The organism is Gemmatimonas phototrophica, from assembly GCF_000695095.2.
In the GTDB taxonomy this organism is placed as follows: Bacteria; Gemmatimonadota; Gemmatimonadetes; order Gemmatimonadales; family Gemmatimonadaceae; genus Gemmatimonas; species Gemmatimonas phototrophica.
In genome coordinates, this window is the sequence record NZ_CP011454.1 from 2,040,161 (window position 1) to 2,057,952 (window position 17,792).

Consider the following 17,792-nt stretch of genomic DNA (forward strand, 5'->3'; position numbering starts at 1 on the left):
TGTTTGCTCGTTTGTGCAGCGCGCCCCGCCTCGCTCGGCGCGCTCTATCGTTTGGCCTGGCTGCTGGCGTGGCCGGCGCTCTCGCCGCCTGTGGCGACAACAACAACTTCCTGTCGCCCGCGACATCAGAAAACGCCATCAGGAGCTACAGCATCTGGGCCATAACCGGCACCAGCGCGGCCCTGCCAGCCGCCGTGCAGTTCAGCGCCCAAACCACCGAACGGCCGCAGATTCTGGCCAATGGGTCGGTAAACTTCGAAGTCGCCTTCGATATCACGAGCGACGGCAAGGTGCGCTTCATGCCAGCCCGGTCGTTTGTCCCGCAGCCGCCGGCCGGAGCCCCAACGGTGGGGTTGACCAAGTCCACCTCGGCGTTTTCGGCGGTTTCCCGTGCCCCGGATCGTGGATATACCGACGACTCCACATTGGTGGTCTCTACCAATGAAGTGGTGTTGGTGCGCCTTTCCAGCTCCGGCTGCATTTATGGCGAACCGTATTACGGCAAGGCCATCGTCGACAGCGTTATCGCGGCGGAGCGCCGCATCGTGCTGCGGGCCCTGATCAATCGCAATTGTGGCTACCGGGCGCTCTCCGAAGGCCTTCCCTCGAACTGATTCTTCACTCGGTATGCACGATATTCGGCTGCTGCGGGACCAACTCGAACACCTCCGCGATGGCATGCGCCGCCGCGGGAAGCTGGCGGAACTCGCTTCCCTGCTCGATCGTGCGGAATCGTTGGAAAGAGACCGCCGTGCCGCGATTACGGAGTTGGAAGGGCAACAAGCGCGCCGTAACAAGGTCACGCAGGAAGTCGCCCAGAAGCGAAAGGCTGGTGACGACGCGACTGCCCTGATGGCTGAAGGGCGCGCGATCGGAGAGGCCATTGCGTTGTTGGAGCAGCGCAAGAATGAGGCGGAGGCGGCTGTGCAGGCCATGCTCTACGAGCTGCCCAACATCACGCTCCCCGAGGTCCCCGAGGGGGACGAGTCCCACAATACGGTCGTCAAGTCGTGGGGGGCGCCGCGCCTCGATGCCACGGGCATCATGCCGCATTGGGAAAAGGGGGCCGAGCTGGGCATGCTTGACCTGCCCCGCGGTGCCAAAATCACCGGTTCCGGCTTCATCGTGTATCGCGGTGCCGGGGCCAAGCTGGTCCGGGCGTTGATGAACATGATGCTCGATACGCATACCGAGGAGCACGGCTACGAGGAAGCGTGGGTCCCGTTGGTCGTGAATCGCGCGAGCATGACCGGCACCGGGCAGTTGCCCAAGTTTGAAGACGATATGTACGGCATTCCGGACGAGGAGCTGTTCCTCATTCCTACCGCCGAAGTGCCGGTGACCAATCTCTACCGCGACGAAATTCTCGAAGCCGCCGATCTCCCCAAGGGGCTCTGCGCCTACAGTGCCTGCTTCCGGCGCGAGGCCGGCTCGGCCGGGAAAGACACGCGTGGGCTGTTGCGCGTGCACCAGTTCGACAAGGTGGAACTGGTGCGATACGCCACCCCTGAGAATTCGCGCGAGCAGCTCGAGCTACTCACGCAGCATGCAGAAACAATGCTGGAGCGACTGGAACTGCCCTACCGACGCGTGCTGCTGGCCGCTGGCGACACCGGCTTCTCCAGTGCGATGACGTACGATCTTGAGGTGTACGCCCCCGCGGTCGGGAAATGGCTGGAAGTGTCGAGTTGTAGCGTCTTCACTGATTTTCAGGCCCGGCGGGCCAATATCAGGTACCGTCCCGCCGCTGGTGAGAAACCGCGCTTCGTGCACACCCTGAACGGTTCGGCCCTCGCGTTTTCGCGGATCATTGCGAGCATCCTGGAGCATCACCAGCAGGCAGACGGTTCGGTCCGTATCCCCGAAGCGCTGCAGCCCTATTTCGGACGCGCCGTCCTGCGCTGAGCGCCGGACGCCGCACCGAGTTTCCCCTCCGCCCATTACGCCCCCCTCCTCGATGCGCCGTCGCCGTTGGCCGGTGGTTGCGATGGTGCTGGGCGTCCTCGGGTTGCTCGGCTGGTACGTGGCCTATACCCAGCACGTGGTCACACAGCTCCGAGCGGCTGCCGGTGGCCAGGGGCGCATGTATGCCCGGATCTACGAGGCACTGCAGGATACCAGCCTCAACGCTGATCCAACCATCGCGCTTCTCGACCTCTCGCGGCAGATCCGTGAGTCCGGTTTGCCCCTGGTCCTCACGGACAAGAATGGGCGCGTGTCCGCGACCGCCAACCTCCCTACACATGTAGTGCCGGAGGACAGTGTCAGTTTCTGGCGGTATCTCATGGAACTGGACCGCGAGAATCCCCCTATCGTCGAGCCGGCAGTTGGCGCAGTGCACTTTGGTGACAGTGCCATTGTCAGCGGATTGCGGTACATCCCGCTGTTGCAGGCACTCGGCATCGTTCTGTTGCTCGCGTTCGGCATCTACGCGCTGGTTGAGCGTGGACGAGCGGAGCGGGAGAAGGTCTGGGCCGGAATGGCGCGTGAAGCGGCGCACCAATTGGGTACCCCCTTGTCGGCCCTGGCGGGCTGGATCGAATTACTGGCCGACACGGTGCAGGGTACAACGGCCTCCAGGGCGGTCGAGGGGATGGGGCAGGATCTGCAGCGGCTGGAACGCGTCTCGCACCGGTTTGAGCGCATCGGCCGGCCACCGCGCGATGAACGGGTCGACGCGAGCGAGCTGGTCGAGCGTCTTGCGGGCTACTTCGCGATGCGGGCTCCCACCTTGGCACGGACCGTCACCATTCGTAGCGAGCATCCCGGTGTTCCCGTCATGGTGCGCGGTGATCTGGTCTTGCTCGAGTGGGTATTGGAAGTGCTGATCAAGAACGCCATGGATGCGCTGGGTGGGCGCAACGGTGAAGTCATTGTGTCCGCCACTCCGCTCCCCGAGGGAGGCGCTCGCATCCGGGTGCAGGACGATGGGCCCGGCGTCCCGCGCAAGCTCCGCAAGCGCATTTTCGACGCCGGGTTCACCACCAAAGACCGGGGATGGGGCATCGGACTCTCCCTGGCACGCCGAATTGTCGAAGAAAACCACGATGGACGCCTGATCCTTGCCGAGACCGACCGTGGCGCCGCGTTCGACGTTATCTTGCATGGATGACGACGACGGGTTGGACCGCATCCCTTTTTGACGCCGCGCCCTCCGCGCCAGCGCTCGACCTTGACGCTATTACGCGTGGCCTGAACCCCGGCCAGCGCGAATCAGTCTTTCACGACGACGGGCCAGCTCTGGTGCTGGCCGGTGCCGGTTCCGGCAAAACACGGGTCCTCACCACGCGGATCGCGCGCCTGATTGGGGCGCAGAACGTCGCCCCGCACGAAATTCTGGCGGTCACGTTTACGAACAAGGCCGCTGGTGAAATGCGCGAACGCATTGCCAAGCTGCTCGGGCACGAGCCCAAGGGCATGTGGTGCGGGACCTTCCACTCGCTGGGCGCGCGCATGCTTCGCGGGGTTGCCCCATTGGTCGGTCGCGAACAGAACTTCACGATCTACGACGAAGACGACACGCTGGGCGCCATCAAGCGCGTCATGGAAAAGCGGAAGCTGAGCCCCACGCAGTTCGCGCCCAAGGCCATCATCAGTGCCATCTCCAGTGCCAAGAACGCACTGGTCTCCCCTAACGAGTATGCGCGTACGGCGCGCGATACGTTCACGATGGCGGTTGCTGGGGTGTACAGCGATCTCGAGGTGGCGCTGCAGCAAACCAATGCCGTCACCTTTGACGATCTCCTGGTGCTGCCGGTACGGGCCCTGGAAACCGATCAGCAGCTTCGTGAACACTATCAGCGGCGGTTTCGCTACGTGCTGGTGGACGAATACCAGGATACCAACGCCGCGCAGTACCGCTTCGTGCAACTCATTGGCGGGCTCCACGGGAACGTGATGGTGGTGGGCGACGATGACCAGTCCATCTATGGCTGGCGTGGCGCGGATATCCGGAACATCCTCGATTTCGAGCGGGATTTCCCCGGCGCGCGCATTGTGCGCCTTGAGGAGAATTACCGGTCCACGCCCAACGTATTGGCCCTCGCCAACGCCGTCATTGCCGAGAACACCGAACGCCGCGGCAAGACCTTGCGGGCGACCCGTCCAGAAGGGGAACCGGTGACGCTCATCGAAACACTTGATGAGCGGGACGAAGCCGATTTCATTGCCGAAACCATCCTGACCCGGATGGCCAAATCGGATCTGGCGCGACGCGACTGTGCGGTGCTCTACCGCACGAACGCGCAGTCGCGCGCCATTGAAGACGCCTTCCGCCGACGCAGCATTCCATATCGTCTCGTGGGGGCCGTGCGGTTCTACGACCGTCGCGAAATTCGCGACCTGATGGCGTATCTCAAGTTGGTCGCCAATCCGGCCGACGACGAAGCCTTCCGGCGCGCCGTCAATGTGCCTAAGCGGGGACTCGGCGATGCGACCATTGCGCTGCTGGTGGAAAAGGCGGCACTGGAAGGAAAGCCACTGCTGGAAATCGCCTCGCGCCTCGACGTCATTGCGTCGTTGCGTCCTGCGGCGCGTGGAGCCATCGACGAATTCGTCACGCTGGTGCATCGCCTGCGCGCGGCCGCTGTGGACGCTTCCGTCGATGAACTGCTGCGTGACCTCGTGCAGGCCATTCGGTACGCGGACCATCTGCGGGCAGAGGGTCCGGAAGGGCAGGAGCGCATTGAAAACGTGCGCGAAATGATTGCCGGTGCCGCCGAAGTTGTGGCCGACGAAGGCGGTGAAGTCGGTCTCACGCCGCTGGATCATTTTCTGCAGTCATCGACCCTCGTTGCCGGTATCGACAAGCTCGATCCCAACGCGGATGCCGTGGTGTGCATGACCATGCACAACGCCAAGGGGCTTGAGTTCCCGTTGGTGTTTGTGTGCGGACTGGAGGACGGACTCTTCCCCCTCGCGCGGGCCAGCGAAGACCCCAGCCAGCTCGAAGAAGAGCGGCGTCTGTTTTACGTGGGTATCACGCGCGCCGAGGAAAAGCTGTATCTCACCTGTGCGGAGCAGCGTCGCCGCAACGGAGAGCTCATGGTGTCCATGCCGTCGCGCTTTCTCAAAGTCATTACGCCGTCACTCGCGGAACGAGGCATGACGGCGCGCGCCAAGCACGAAGGCCGTGGCGGGTTCTCGGGGTTGGGGAGTAGTCGCGCTGGTGGCGATGCCAGTTGGGGAAGAACCGGTGGCGGGGCAGGGACCCCGGCACCGCGTCGGAGTGGAGGCCCCTACGGCTCGTCGGCGTACAATGACCGACCGAACAACATCCCCTTCGAAACCGCGCCGCCGGGTGGCTTCAGTGCCCCCAATCGGCGCGACAAGATGCCCAATCCCGAAGACGAATCGCAGGACGCACCCAGCTTCACGCCGGGGGAACGGGTGAAGCATGCGAAGTTCGGCTCCGGAACAATCGCCGAACTCACCGGCAGCGGTCGCGATACCAAGGTGCGCATTGATTTCGACGACGAGGAGATCGGGCGAAAGACGCTCGTGCTCGCTCAGGCCAAGCTGGAAAAGGGGTGGGAGTGATATGTCGGTAACACCGGATGATGTCAGGCACGTGGCCCGATTATCCCGGCTCGGCCTGGAAGAGGACCGCGTTCCTTCGTTGGTGGCGGAGCTCAATGGGATTCTCGGGCACATGGATGTTCTGCAGCAGGTCGACATATCCGCTGTGCCACTCACCGCGCCGTATCACGCGGCGCCGCTGCGCGACGACGCCCTGCCGGCCGACCCATTGCTGCGCACGCGCGAAACCTTTGCGCCCGCAGCGCGTGACGGCTTCTTCCTCGTGCCGCGACTCACCACGCATGGGGCCCTGGAGGCCAAGGTGGCGGAGGACGCATGACCATCGACGCGCTGCGCGCCCACCGTGTCTCCGACGCCTGGAGCGTCTTTGACGCCGTGCAGGCCGGTCCCGACGGACTCAATGCGTTCCTGTCCACCGATCGCACAGCGGTCGGCAACGCCACTGGTTCGCTCGCCGGCGTGCCCGTGGCGGTCAAGGACAATCTGGCAACGCTGCACATGCCTACGACCTGCGGGTCGAAGATCCTTGACGGCTACATCAGTCCGTTTGAAGCCACCGCGGTTCGCAAGCTGCGCGAGGCCGGTGCTGCGATCATCGGCAAGACCAACATGGACGAGTTCGCGATGGGCTCGTCCAATGAGAACAGCGCGTACGGACCGGTGCGCAATCCGGTTGATCGCACGCGCGTGCCGGGGGGCAGTTCCGGCGGCTCGGCCGCCGCGGTGGCCTCCGGGGTCGTCCGCATCGCGTTGGGCTCCGAAACGGGCGGCTCCGTGCGACAGCCAGCGGCCTTCTGCGGCATCGTGGGGATCAAGCCCACGTATGGTCGAGTCAGTCGATATGGGTTGGTGGCGTACGCCTCGTCGCTCGATAACGTGGGAGTCTTCGGTGCGACGGTCCATGAGGCGGCACTCGGACTGCAGGTAATTGCCGGACACGATCGCTTCGATTCCACCAGTGCGAACACCCTCGTGCCTTCACTGGTCCCAGATCTTGGCACCAGTGATCGTCCACTGACGGGGCTCGTGGTGGGCAAGCCGCGGGAGTATTTCCCGGCGTCCCTCGATCCACGCGTGGCGGAACGATGCGAACGCGCACTCGCCTCGTTGGTGGCCTTGGGCGCGGAAGTCCGTGACGTATCGCTGCCCAGTACCGAGTTGGCGATCCCCGTGTATTACATCATCGCGCCGGCCGAAGCCTCCAGTAACCTCGCGCGCTACGATGGCGTGCGGTACGGACATCGTGCGCCGGCGGCGGATCTCGGCACCCTGTACGAGCAAACACGATCGCAGGGCTTTGGTGCCGAAGTCACGCGGCGTATTCTGCTCGGCACGTACGTCCTGAGTGCCGGCTATTACGATGCGTATTACAAGCGGGCACAAGCCGTGCGCTCGCTCATCACGCAGGAGTTTACGCAGGTCTTCGCCAGTGGCGTGCATCTGCTGTTCACGCCAACAGCGCCAACCACGGCGTTTCGTCTCGGCGAAGTCTCTGATCCTTACGAGATGTATCTGAGCGACATCTTTACGGTCACCGCCAACCTGGCGGGCATTCCGGCCATGTCGCTACCGGTCGGTCGTATCGATGGGCTCCCGGTCGGGGGACAATTCATGGCCGCACCGTTTGATGAGGCCACCATGCTTCGGGCAGCGGCCGCACTGGAACGGGTACTTGGGGCGGAGGCACACCAGTGACCAACGCGACTGCGACGACGACCGCGACGAGTGATTGGGAACTCGTCATCGGGTTGGAAGTGCACTGCCAACTCAAGACGCGCAGCAAGATCTTCTGCGGTTGCCACACGTCGTTCGGCGACGCGCCAAACGCGAACACCTGTCCCGTGTGTCTGGGTCTTCCAGGAGCGCTTCCGGTACTGAATGCGCACGCCGTGGAGCTGGCGACGCGCGCGTCGCTGGCGCTGGGGTGCACCGTGCACGAAACGTCGGTCTTTGCACGGAAGAATTACTTCTATCCCGATCTGCCCAAGGGATATCAGATCTCCCAGTTCGATCGGCCGCTGGCAACCGAAGGGGCAATCGTCGTGGGGCACGATGCCGCTGGTATACCACGGGTCATCCGGGTCCATCGGGTGCATATGGAGGAAGACGCGGGCAAGTCGGTGCATGATCGGTTTGCGGACGTCTCGGCCATTGATCTCAATCGTGCCGGTACGCCGCTCGTGGAAATCGTGTCCGAGCCCGATATCCGCAGTGCCGAGGACGCCGTGAGTTACGCGCGACGCCTCAAGCAGATCCTCGAGTATGCCGAAGTCTCCGACGCGAACATGGAAGAAGGGTCACTCCGTGTAGATGTGAACATCTCGGTGCGTCGCCACGGAGAGCAGACCCTCGGCACCAAAACAGAGATCAAGAATCTCAATTCCTTCTCGGCCATCGAGCGCGCCGTGGACATTGAGTTCGTTCGGCAATGCACGGTCCTGGCCGCCGGCGGGATCATCGAACAGCAGACCATGCTGTACGATGACAAGCGTCAGCAGGTCCGGCCTGCACGGAGCAAGGAAGGCAGTCACGACTATCGCTATTTTCCTGAGCCGGATTTGCCGCCATTGCGCCTGTCGGCGGAGTACATCGCCGCGCAGGGCGCCGCGCTGCCGGAGCTTCCTCCGGCACGTCGGGAACGTTTCGTTGCCCAATATGGGCTCGGCCTGACAGAGGTCGAGCAACTGGTTGTCACTCGCGAGTTGGCCGATCGGTTTGAAGCCATGGCGGCAGCGGCCGGTGATGCGCGTCGTGCGGCCAATTGGATGCTGGGCCCCGTGCTCGCGGCTGTGAATGCCTCAGGACAGCCGTTGTCTGCGCATCCCGTCTCACCGGAGCGTCTCGGCGCTTTGATCCGGATGGAAGCGTCCGGTGAACTCTCCAATACGGCGGCCCGTCAGCTCTTCACTATGCTGGAGCAACAGGACGGGGACCCGCTGGAACTGGCACGGGGCGCCGGGCTGCTGCAGGTCCGCGATGACGGGGCCCTCGTGGGCTGGATCGACGAAGTCCTTGCCGAAAACCCTGCGGAGGCCGCCCGTTTTCTCTCCGGCGAAAAAAAGCTGCAGGGCGTGCTGGTCGGCCTCGTCATGAAAAAATCAAAAGGCGCAGCCGACCCCAAGAAGGTCAACCAGCTACTGGGCGCTCGCGCGGACTGAACGGCGGTAACGGCAACTCCGCAGCATGTCGCAGCGGAGTGGTCGGCATGCCGAACATGCGGTCGGCCTCGAGGGCGGCGCGCATGTCGCCGCCTTGCCTTCGGGCGAGGCGGCGCACCTGCTTGGCCTCGCGTAAAGGCTTGTCCCCCGACGGATCAAATCGATACGGCTCGCTTGCGTCCCATCGGTTCAGCAGATCCACCACATAGTCGAACGAGCGGGACAGATATCGTCCAACGTCGGCATCGCTCAGATCCCATCGGCTATTCTCGGACACCAACTGGAAGATGCGCTGCCACGATTCGGTATCCGTGACATAGACCATCCCGCGGAAGATGCGCCGGTTGGTTGGGGTGCCGAACAACGTGGGGCTCAAAATGCGGTCGAGGTGCTGGTCGGCCCGCGAATGATCAAGAGTGAGCAGTTCGCGGGCACGGCGAGGCCACAGATCGCCAATGTGCGTGTCTATTCGGCTCTCCCAATAGCTGTGGCCGAGTGCGGTGGTACTGGACGTGACCGCCAGCTGTCGCGGGACGAAAAAGTTGTGCGCCACGACGTCGGCGGCGAGGTGCGACAAATAGCCCAGCGCAAAGGCCCGCAATGCTGGCGGTTCGGCTTCGTCGTGAATCTCCAGGCCAACGTGCCACGAATGGCAATGCCGGCCGACTTCCGCGTACTTCTTGGCGATGCTCGTGTCGGCGGCAATGGACCCGTACAGGAAATCCGCCGGGAATGCGGCGAGCAGGTCCGCGATGGATGAAGGCACGAGGTGCAAATGGCGAAGGACCGCGTCACCCAGAAAGACGTGGGTTCCTGGCGTCCAAGCCCAGGCCGCCGACGGGAGCATCGCGACGGCTGTTACAGCGACCAGCAGGGCAAGGCCCCATGGAAGCCGCCGACCGTCAGTCACGATCATCCGGATCGCTGGCACCGTCGCCCCGCAAGGGCCGTGTCGGATGTCGCGAGCTGCCCCCGTCATCGCGGGGACGCCGACGTTTCCGACGGCCGCCCGGCAAGCGTGACAGCATTTCGTTGGCCCCCAGCCGGACGCCACGAATCGCCGTCACCGCCGTGATCGCCGTTTCCTCCAGTTCGTCCTGAATCACGTCCAGGACGGCATTCACTTCATCAACCCGCTGTGCCGTGATCTCGGCCGCATCGAGGATGGTGTCCCCTACGGCGGCCGCGGCATCACTCACCACCTGCACATCTCGCTTGACCGTGGCCACCATGTCCCGCGCATCACCGACAATCGCGTTGGCGTTGGCAAGGATGGGGCGGGTATCAGTGGCAATGCGCTCCAGCGACGCATTGAGTTTCTTCACCCCCTCCCGAAGCGCTGCCAGCAGCAGGATGAAGACCACTAGCGCACCAACGGCAAGCAGGAGCACGACGATCTGCAGAATGCCACTCGTCCATTCCAGCACGCCACGATCCGGGATGGTGCGGGCAATGATCGTGTCCGGCAGGCTTACGACCTGCATCAGGGACCACGTCAGGAGCTGGGGCACTGCGCTCACAAGGGCCATACTGTTGATCTAAGGGCTCCCAAGGCTCGTGTCCATGGCGTCGCGTGACTAACCTTGTTGCTCACGCCGTTCGAATCTCGCGCCTCGCCCAGATCATATGTCCGCGGTTCAATACATCGTAGAAGGTGGTCAGCGCCTCCAGGGCACCATTCGCCCTGCGGGCAACAAGAACGCGGCGTTGCCTATCGTTGCGGCAGCATTGATCACGGACCAGCCTGTGCAATTGCACAATGTCCCGCGTATCCGGGACATTGAAACGCTGGTGGAGCTGATCCGCACCACCGGCGCCGACTGCGAGTGGAACGGCGAGAATTCCCTGCGCATCCACGCCCGGGAGGTCCGCGCGGCTGACTTGGATCCGGCCATGTGCGTGCGCATTCGGGCGTCCATCCTGCTGGCCGCCCCGCTGCTGGCACGCTGCGGGACCGTTACGCTGTCCCCGCCGGGAGGCGACGTCATTGGACGTCGTCGTCTGGATACTCACTTCCACGTCTTGCAGGCCCTCGGCGCCACCTACGAGCTCGGCGCCCGGTTCCGCTTTGACACCCCCGGCCTGGTCGGCGCGGACGTCTTCCTCGATGAACCCAGCGTCACGGCCACAGAGAACGCGCTGGTGGCCGCTGTGGCCGCCAAGGGACGCACCATCCTGCGAAATGCCGCCAGCGAGCCGCACGTACAGGATCTGGCCCGGTTCCTCGTCGCCCTCGGGGCTCGCATCGAGGGGATCGGCTCCAACGTGTATACCATCGAGGGGGGGCTGCCGCTCGGCGGTGCGACCCATGAAATCGGACCGGATCACATCGAGGTCGGATCGTTCATCGGCCTCGCGGCGGTTACCCGATCCACCCTGCGCATTGAGCGCGCCGGCGTTGAGCACTTGCGCAGCACGCTCATGGGCTTTGAAAAGCTGGGCATCTCCTGTCAGATCGACGGCGACGACCTGATCGTCCCGGCTGAGCAGTCGCGTCAGATGCAGAACGATCTGGGCGGACACGTGGCCAAGCTGGAAGACCAGCCGTGGCCGGCCTTTCCGGCGGATACCATGTCCATCGCCATTGTGGCCGCGACCCAATGCGAAGGCATGATTCTCTTCCATGAGAAGATGTTCGAGTCGCGCCTCTATTTCACCGACAAGCTGGTGGGGATGGGGGCCCGCATCGTGCTCTGTGATCCGCACCGGGCCATTGTCTCCGGTCCCACCCAATTGCGAGGTGGAACGGTGGAATCCCCGGACATCCGTGCCGGCATGGCCATGTTGCTGGCGGCACTGTGTGCAGACGGCACCAGTGTCATCAATAACGCGCAGCAGATCGAGCGGGGATACGAGCGTATCGAGTCCCGTCTGGGGGCGCTGGGCGCCCGGATCAAGCGCGTGGTTCTGAGCGCGCAGTAACCCCTCCCTTCGTGACCACCGCGGTATTGCCCCGGGCGGAGGAAGTCACTGGCCTCCCTGATTGGATGCGCGGCTGGACTACCACGCGCGCCAACGGGTCGTTTGGGCTGGGCTCCTCCGAGCCAGTCGCCGATGTGATGTCCCGGTGGGGAGCATTGCAGGAGGAGTTGGCCGCCCTCGGGGTCACCCGATTGGCCACGGCCCATCAGGTCCATGGGGCCGAGGTGGCGCAACACCACGGAGACTGGCGGGGCTGGCTCCGGGGGCAGGGCATCGATGGCCATTGGACCGCGACCCCGGGGACAGCGCTGGCGGTGACCGTTGCCGATTGCACGCCCGTGATCGTATGGCACCCCCGCGGAGCGGTGGCCGCCCTTCATGCTGGCTGGCGTGGTACCGCGGCGCGCATTCTGGATCGGGGGCTCGACCTCTTCGAACAGCAAGGGTATGCCCCCGACGAGTGTGGTGTCTTTCTCGGTCCGGCGATCTGCCGTGACTGTTATGAGGTGGGGCCCGAAGTCCTCGACGCCATGTTCGGAACGCTCCACCACGCGAAAGGGTACCTTGACGTCCGGGCGGTGCTGGCGGAGCAGGCCACGGTCCGTCGGGTCGCTTCGGTTCGGACCGCGGACGGGTGCACCAAATGCCACCAGGACCGGTACTTCAGCCATCGCGGCGGCGATGCCGGTCGCATGCTGGGCGTGGTCGCGCTGCTTTAATGGTGGCAACACGCTGCAGATTGTCCGAAGAACGGCCAGTCATCTTGACCCAGCCATAGCCCGTCCATAGCTTGCAAGTCTGAGATGGAACCTCTGGTGACCTCGTCCGCCTAGCGTGGGCGGAAGAAGTGTGGGGATGGCCCCCACACTTTTTTGTTCTCTGGGGGTTACGCGGAGTTCATATTCCAGTGGTGCCGTACGGTGCCTGCTGGTCGCAGTCAGGTTGTCGTTTTGGAGGTCAGCAGGTGGGCGAGTCTATCGAACCCATTGTCACGCGGGAACTTGACGCACTGGGCTTCGATCTGGTCGAGCTGCGTCGGGGGGGCTCAAAGGCTCGTCCTGTGCTGGAGATCCGGATCGATCGCCGGGACGAAGAAAAGGTGACGGTCGACGACTGTGCGCACGCCTCTCGGGCTCTCGAAGCCCGGTTGGAAGCGGATGCGCTGGTTGCCGAGCAGTATGTGTTGGAGGTGTCCTCGCCTGGCGCGGACCGGCCACTTCGGCATGCCGCCGATTGGCGCCGGTTCATTGGTCGTCGGGCGACGGTCACCTGTGCGTTGTTGGCGGGTGGAAAACAGGAAGTCGAGATTCTCGCGCTGGATGGCGAGTCAGGCGCTGAGGTGGCGTTGGTGCGGGACCCGAAGGGGCGGGAAGTACAGGTGCCGCTCCGCGAGGTGTCGCAAGCGCGACTGGCGTTTCACTGGAAACGATAGGGGAGACGGATGGCCGGATCGGCGGAAATTCTCACAGCGTTACGTGAGCTGTCGAATCTGAAGCAGATCACGCGCGAGGAGCTGCACGGGCTTCTCCAGGACGGCATTCTGGCCGCACTGGCCAAGAAGCACGGGGCCAACGTCCAGGCGGAAATCGAAATTGATGAAGTCAAGGGCGCCATTCGCATCGTGCTGCTGAAGACGGTGGTGAATGAAGTCACCGACGAATCTCGTGAAGTAACGCTTGAAGAGGCGCGCTTCATGGATCCGGAATTCCAGGCGGGTGACGTCATGGAAATTCCCGTCGACTTCATGGAGTTCGGCCGCACAGCCGTTCAGGCCGCGAAGCAGCGCATCATTCAGCGCGTGCGCGAAGGCGAGCGGACCCGTATTCGCGATGAATTCGCGGGTCGGGTCGGTGATCTGTTGTCAGGTGAGGTGCAGCAGATCGAGCGCGGAAAGCTCGTGGTCATGCTCAACAAGTTCCGGGAAGCGGAAGCCATTATTCCGTACCGTGAACAGAATCATCGTGAGCATTACCATCAGGGCGAGCCGGTGCGCGCGGTGCTCAAGCGGGTCGAGGACACCCCCAAGGGGCCGCGACTCATTCTGAGCCGGGCCGACGCCCTGTTTGTGCAGGCGCTCTTCAAGCTCGAAGTGCCGGAAATCCAGCAGGGGATCGTGGAGATCAAGGCCGCCGCGCGTGAAGTCGGAAGTCGCACCAAGATTGCCGTCACGTCGCGCGATGACGCCGTCGATCCGGTCGGAGCGTGCGTGGGGCTCAAGGGAGCCCGGGTACAGGCGGTCGTCAACGAACTGGGTGGCGAGCGCATCGATATCGTGCCGTGGTCTCCCGATCCTGAGCGGTTTGCGAAGCTGGCCCTGGCGCCGGCCCGCGTGGCGCGCGTCTTCAGTGATGCCGTGTCACGTACCATTCAGGCCGTCGTTGACGAGGATCAGCTGTCGCTGGCCATCGGACGCAACGGACAGAATGTGCGGCTCGCGTCGGAACTGACCGGCTGGAAGATCGACCTCTACTCAAGCCGTGAATGGCTCGAGAAGGGCGGTGAGGGGCCGTTGTTCGCCCCGCTCCCCGAAGACGAAGCCGAAGCCGATATCCCGCTCACTGAGATCGATGGCCTCGAAACGGCCACGGTGGCGGTGCTGTCGGAAGCGGGTTACAACACGCTGAACGACATTCTCGATCTCAATCGGGACGATCTGCTGCGACTGCCGGGCATCGCGCCTGAAGAGGCAGACCGCATCATGTCGATCATCGATGAACTCACGACCGAAGACGACGAAGGTGGTGTCAGCGCGTGAGTGATGGCGAAACCTTGCCGCCGACTCTCAATGAGGTGATGCGCCGCAAGGTGCTCGGACTCGTAGGGCTCGGCGCGCGTGGTCGCCTGGTGGTGATCGGTGTGGAGCAGACAAAGATCGCGGCGCAGAAGGGCAGTCTGCAGTTGGTATTGGTGGCGCAAGATGTCTCGCGTCACTCGCTCGAAAAGGTGGTGCCGGTCCTCCGGGCCCGGAAAGTCGAGATGGTGGAGTGGCCAAGTGCGGCCGAGTTGGGTGGCGCTGTGGGGCGGGATACCACAGCGACGATAGGGATCGTGGATCAGGCGCTGGCGCGGGGTATCCGTGGCGCCATGGCCGGGGCAACCCCGGCAGGCGACGCGACGCGGGTTTCGCGGTAGGAGGATGGGTTGAGCAAGCTTCGTGTGCATGATATGGCGGGTGAGTTCGGCATCTCAGCTGATGAGGTGATCGCGCTGCTGCGCCAGATGGACGTGCCGGTTCGCAGCCATTTGTCGCTGCTGACCGACGATCAGGTATCCCGTATCCGCGCCCGTTGGGAGCGCGAAAAGCGGGTCCGTGCCGAAAAGGCCCAGCCGGCGCCAGCTGCCGCGCCGCGCCGTCGTCGCACGGGTGCCGCCGAAGCGCCGGCTGCTCCCGAACCGGAAACGGCGGCTCCTGCTCCTGCCGTGCGGCGCCGACGCGCTGCCGACGTCAGCGATCACCACGATCATGATGGCGACGCACATGCTGGTGATGTGCTCCCCGATATCGTGGCTGTGCCTGCGCCCGTCGTCGCCGCGCCCGTCGTCGAGACGCCTGTCGTCGAAGCGCCTGCGCCCGAAATCCCGCGTGTGGTGGCGAAGGCTGTACCTGCACCGGCCCCCGTGCCGGTCGCGGAGACGCCCGCCCCCGTGGTGATGCCGGACATCGTGGCCGTTCCGGTGGCTCCCAAGCCGGAACTCGCGCCCGTTGCCCCGGCGGCTCCTGCCGCTCCTGCCGCCGCACCGGCCGCGCCGGCTCCTGTTGTTGAAGCACCAGTGGCAGCACCGGTCCCGCCGGTGGCTGCACCAGTCGTCGCTGACGTCACCCCCGTAGCAGCCGCGCCGGCCAGCGTCCCGGCGGCACCTGCTGCCCCGGCCGCACCGGCCCCGGCAACGCCTGCTCCAACAGCATCACTGCCAGCCGATCGTCCGCGGCCGCGCCCCGTCGTGCCGGGCGCCCCGCGTCCGCGTCAGGGCGGCGCCCCCAATTTCGGCTCCGCACGCCCCATCGCGTCAGCCGCTCCGGGCGGCGGGTTGTCTCAGGGACAGCGGCGTGATGATCGTCGTCCCGGCGGTCAGGGTGGTCCTGGCCAGCAAGCTGGCGGTGGTAGTGGAGGTGGTGGTGGAGGCGGTGGTGGCCAGCAAGGCGGTGGTCAGCAGGGTGCAGGCACCCAGCAGGGCATGCCGCAGGGCGGCGGTCAGAGCCAGCAGCGTCGCGGCAAGAAGGGCAAGCGTGGCGCGGTAGATCAGGAAGCCGTGTCGGCCAATATCACGAAGACGATGACCGCCATGCGCGGCGCGCCGACTCGTGGTCGCCCCGGTCGTCGCTTCGGTGCCGAAATGCGCGCCGAGGCCGAGGAGCAGCGTCAGATCGCGGCCGAGAAGGAACGCAAGACGGTCCGCGTGAACGAGTTCATCACGGTGTCCGAACTCGCGCAAATCCTCAGCATTTCCGCTACACAAATTGTCGGATTCGCTTTCAAGTCGCTCGGGTTGATGGTCACCATCAACCAGCGCCTCGATTTCGACCAGATCGAACTCATCGCCGGCGAATTCGGCTTCCAGGCCGTCAAGGAAAGCGATTACGCCGCCGACGTCACCGACATGGGCGATGTCGATCTTCCCGAAGATCTGCGTCCCCGCTCGCCCGTCGTCACCATCATGGGTCACGTCGACCATGGTAAGACGTCGCTGCTCGACTACATCCGCAAGGCGAATGTGGTGGCCGGCGAAGCCGGTGGTATCACGCAGCACATCGGCGCGTACCACGTCGAAGTCGCGGGCAAGCGTCTCATCACGTTCCTCGACACCCCCGGCCACGAGGCGTTCACCGCCATGCGTGCCCGTGGTGCCCAGGTCACCGACATCGTCGTCATCGTCATCGCGGCCGACGACCAGGTCATGCCGCAAACGGTCGAAGCGATCTCGCACGCCAAGTCGGCCGGCGTGCCGATCATCATCGCGATCAACAAGGTCGACCTGCCCACGGCCAACATCGAAAAGGTCAAGCAGGATCTCCTCCAGCACGAAGTCGTGCTCGAAGACTTCGGCGGTACAGTGCTCCACTCGCTGATCTCGGCGAAGAAGGGCACCGGTGTCGCCGAGCTCCTCGATCAGATCCTGCTGCAGGCCGATATTCTCGAGCTCAAGGCCAATCCCAACCGTCGTGCCGTCGGCTCGGTGGTCGAAGCCCAGCTCGATCAGGGCAAGGGCCCCGTCGCGACCGTTCTCGTGCAAAACGGTACGCTCAGGGTCGGCGACGACTACATCTGTGGTATCTACTCCGGACGCGTGCGCGCCATGCTCGACGAGCGTGGCAAGCAGGTCAAGGAAGCTGGCCCCGCCATTCCGGTGCAGATCCTCGGCCTTACGGGCGTGCCCATGGCCGGCGATCAACTCCTCGTCGTCGACGATGCGACCGCCGCGCGCGAAATCGCGCAGCGTCGTGAGCGCCTCGACCGTGAAGCCAAGAGCCGTCGCACCACGCGTGGTGTGGTGTCGCTCGAAGACTTCATGTCGCAGGCAGCCGCTGGCCAGAAGCGTCAGCTGCGCCTCGTCATCAAGGCCGACCAGGGCGGTCCGGCGGAAGCACTCGCTGACGCGCTGCAGCAGCTCTCGAACAACGAAGTGCAGGTCGAGATCATCCACCGCGCGGTGGGTGCCATCGCCGAAAGCGACATTCTGCTCGCCAAGGCCGCCGGCGCGATCATCATCGGCTTCCACGTCCGTCCCGACAACAACGCGCGTCAAGCTGCTGAGCGCGAAGGCGTCGACATCAAGCTCTATCGCATCATCTACGAGGCCGTGGCCGATGTGAAGGCCGCCCTCGAAGGCATGCTCCGCCCCGAAGAGCGCGAAGTGGTGTTCGGCGAAGCCGAAGTCCGCGAAACGTTCAAGGTCGCCCGCATCGGCACCATCGCCGGTACGATCGTCCGCTCCGGCATCATCAATCGCAAGGGGCACATCCGCGTCATCCGCGACGGCGTCGAGATCTACCACGGCGCCATCTCTTCGCTGCGTCGTTTCAAGGACGACGTCAACGAAGTCAAGGAAGGCTACGAATGCGGTATCGGCATCGAGAACTTCAACGATCTCAAGATCGGCGACGTGTTCGAGTGCTACCGCACCGAGGAAGTGGCGCGTACGCTCGATCAGGCCTCCAAGGCCTGAGGAGAAATT

The 17,792-nt window shown here is 64.2% G+C and carries 15 protein-coding genes; 13 read left to right on the forward strand and 2 right to left on the reverse strand.

Annotated features, from left to right (window positions below; genetic code table 11):
* Window positions 1-68 precede the first annotated feature (68 nt).
* The 7 genes from GEMMAAP_RS08480 to gatB are packed head-to-tail and all read left to right on the forward strand — an operon-like array spanning window position 69 to window position 8,696.
* A complete protein-coding gene (locus tag GEMMAAP_RS08480) occupies window positions 69-614 on the forward strand; it encodes a hypothetical protein (RefSeq protein WP_026850618.1) in 546 nt (181 codons plus the stop codon).
* A 13-nt stretch (window positions 615-627) separates the two neighbouring features.
* Window positions 628-1,905 carry a serine--tRNA ligase gene (gene serS, locus GEMMAAP_RS08485; protein ID WP_026850619.1) on the forward strand — a complete coding sequence of 426 codons (1,278 nt, stop codon included), beginning with the start codon at window positions 628-630 and terminating at the stop codon, window positions 1,903-1,905.
* A 52-nt stretch (window positions 1,906-1,957) separates the two neighbouring features.
* Window positions 1,958-3,112: a sensor histidine kinase gene (locus GEMMAAP_RS08490; RefSeq protein ID WP_026850620.1), complete on the forward strand. Its 1,155-nt coding sequence runs from the start codon at window positions 1,958-1,960 to the stop codon at window positions 3,110-3,112.
* Entirely contained in the window at window positions 3,109-5,538 is a 2,430-nt protein-coding gene (locus GEMMAAP_RS08495; RefSeq protein ID WP_026850621.1) for an ATP-dependent helicase, read from the forward strand. Before GEMMAAP_RS08490 ends, GEMMAAP_RS08495 begins: the two co-directional genes overlap by 4 nt.
* Window position 5,539: 1 nt before the next feature.
* Window positions 5,540-5,857 (forward strand): Asp-tRNA(Asn)/Glu-tRNA(Gln) amidotransferase subunit GatC, encoded by a 318-nt coding sequence (gene gatC / locus GEMMAAP_RS20530; RefSeq protein ID WP_075071466.1) that lies wholly within the window; start codon window positions 5,540-5,542, stop codon window positions 5,855-5,857.
* Window positions 5,854-7,233 carry an Asp-tRNA(Asn)/Glu-tRNA(Gln) amidotransferase subunit GatA gene (gatA, locus tag GEMMAAP_RS08505; protein ID WP_026850622.1) on the forward strand — a complete coding sequence of 460 codons (1,380 nt, stop codon included), beginning with the start codon at window positions 5,854-5,856 and terminating at the stop codon, window positions 7,231-7,233. Before gatC ends, gatA begins: the two co-directional genes overlap by 4 nt.
* Window positions 7,230-8,696: an Asp-tRNA(Asn)/Glu-tRNA(Gln) amidotransferase subunit GatB gene (gene gatB, locus GEMMAAP_RS08510; protein WP_043581405.1), complete on the forward strand. Its 1,467-nt coding sequence runs from the start codon at window positions 7,230-7,232 to the stop codon at window positions 8,694-8,696. The genes gatA and gatB overlap by 4 nt, the downstream gene beginning before the upstream one ends.
* Here gatB and GEMMAAP_RS08515 read toward each other — a convergent pair.
* Both GEMMAAP_RS08515 and GEMMAAP_RS08520 read right to left on the reverse strand, forming a co-directional pair.
* Entirely contained in the window at window positions 8,665-9,675 is a 1,011-nt protein-coding gene (locus GEMMAAP_RS08515) for a zinc dependent phospholipase C family protein (RefSeq protein ID WP_082821185.1), read from the reverse strand. The genes gatB and GEMMAAP_RS08515 overlap by 32 nt on opposite strands.
* On the reverse strand, window positions 9,599-10,225 hold the full coding sequence (locus GEMMAAP_RS08520; RefSeq protein WP_026850624.1) for a DUF948 domain-containing protein: 627 nt from the start codon (window positions 10,223-10,225) through the stop codon (window positions 9,599-9,601). The genes GEMMAAP_RS08515 and GEMMAAP_RS08520 overlap by 77 nt, the downstream gene beginning before the upstream one ends.
* Window positions 10,226-10,322: 97 nt before the next feature.
* Here GEMMAAP_RS08520 and murA point away from each other — a divergent pair, with 97 nt between their 5' ends.
* The 6 genes from murA to infB all read left to right on the forward strand — a co-directional run bounded on the left by murA (window position 10,323) and on the right by infB (window position 17,783).
* Window positions 10,323-11,618 (forward strand): UDP-N-acetylglucosamine 1-carboxyvinyltransferase, encoded by a 1,296-nt coding sequence (gene murA, locus GEMMAAP_RS08525; protein WP_026850625.1) that lies wholly within the window; start codon window positions 10,323-10,325, stop codon window positions 11,616-11,618.
* An 11-nt stretch (window positions 11,619-11,629) separates the two neighbouring features.
* Complete coding sequence (locus tag GEMMAAP_RS08530) at window positions 11,630-12,337, forward strand: purine nucleoside phosphorylase YfiH/LACC1 family protein (protein ID WP_053334437.1); 708 nt, start codon at window positions 11,630-11,632, stop codon at window positions 12,335-12,337.
* 245 nt (window positions 12,338-12,582) lie between these two features.
* Entirely contained in the window at window positions 12,583-13,050 is a 468-nt protein-coding gene (locus GEMMAAP_RS08535; protein WP_043581407.1) for a ribosome maturation factor RimP, read from the forward strand.
* Window positions 13,051-13,059: 9 nt separating this feature from the next.
* Window positions 13,060-14,373 carry a transcription termination factor NusA gene (nusA, locus tag GEMMAAP_RS08540; protein ID WP_053334438.1) on the forward strand — a complete coding sequence of 438 codons (1,314 nt, stop codon included), beginning with the start codon at window positions 13,060-13,062 and terminating at the stop codon, window positions 14,371-14,373.
* A gap of 38 nt (window positions 14,374-14,411) precedes the next feature.
* Complete coding sequence (locus GEMMAAP_RS08545; RefSeq protein WP_158514787.1) at window positions 14,412-14,750, forward strand: L7Ae/L30e/S12e/Gadd45 family ribosomal protein; 339 nt, start codon at window positions 14,412-14,414, stop codon at window positions 14,748-14,750.
* A 9-nt stretch (window positions 14,751-14,759) separates the two neighbouring features.
* Window positions 14,760-17,783: a translation initiation factor IF-2 gene (gene infB, locus GEMMAAP_RS21055; protein WP_026850627.1), complete on the forward strand. Its 3,024-nt coding sequence runs from the start codon at window positions 14,760-14,762 to the stop codon at window positions 17,781-17,783.
* Window positions 17,784-17,792 lie beyond the last annotated feature (9 nt).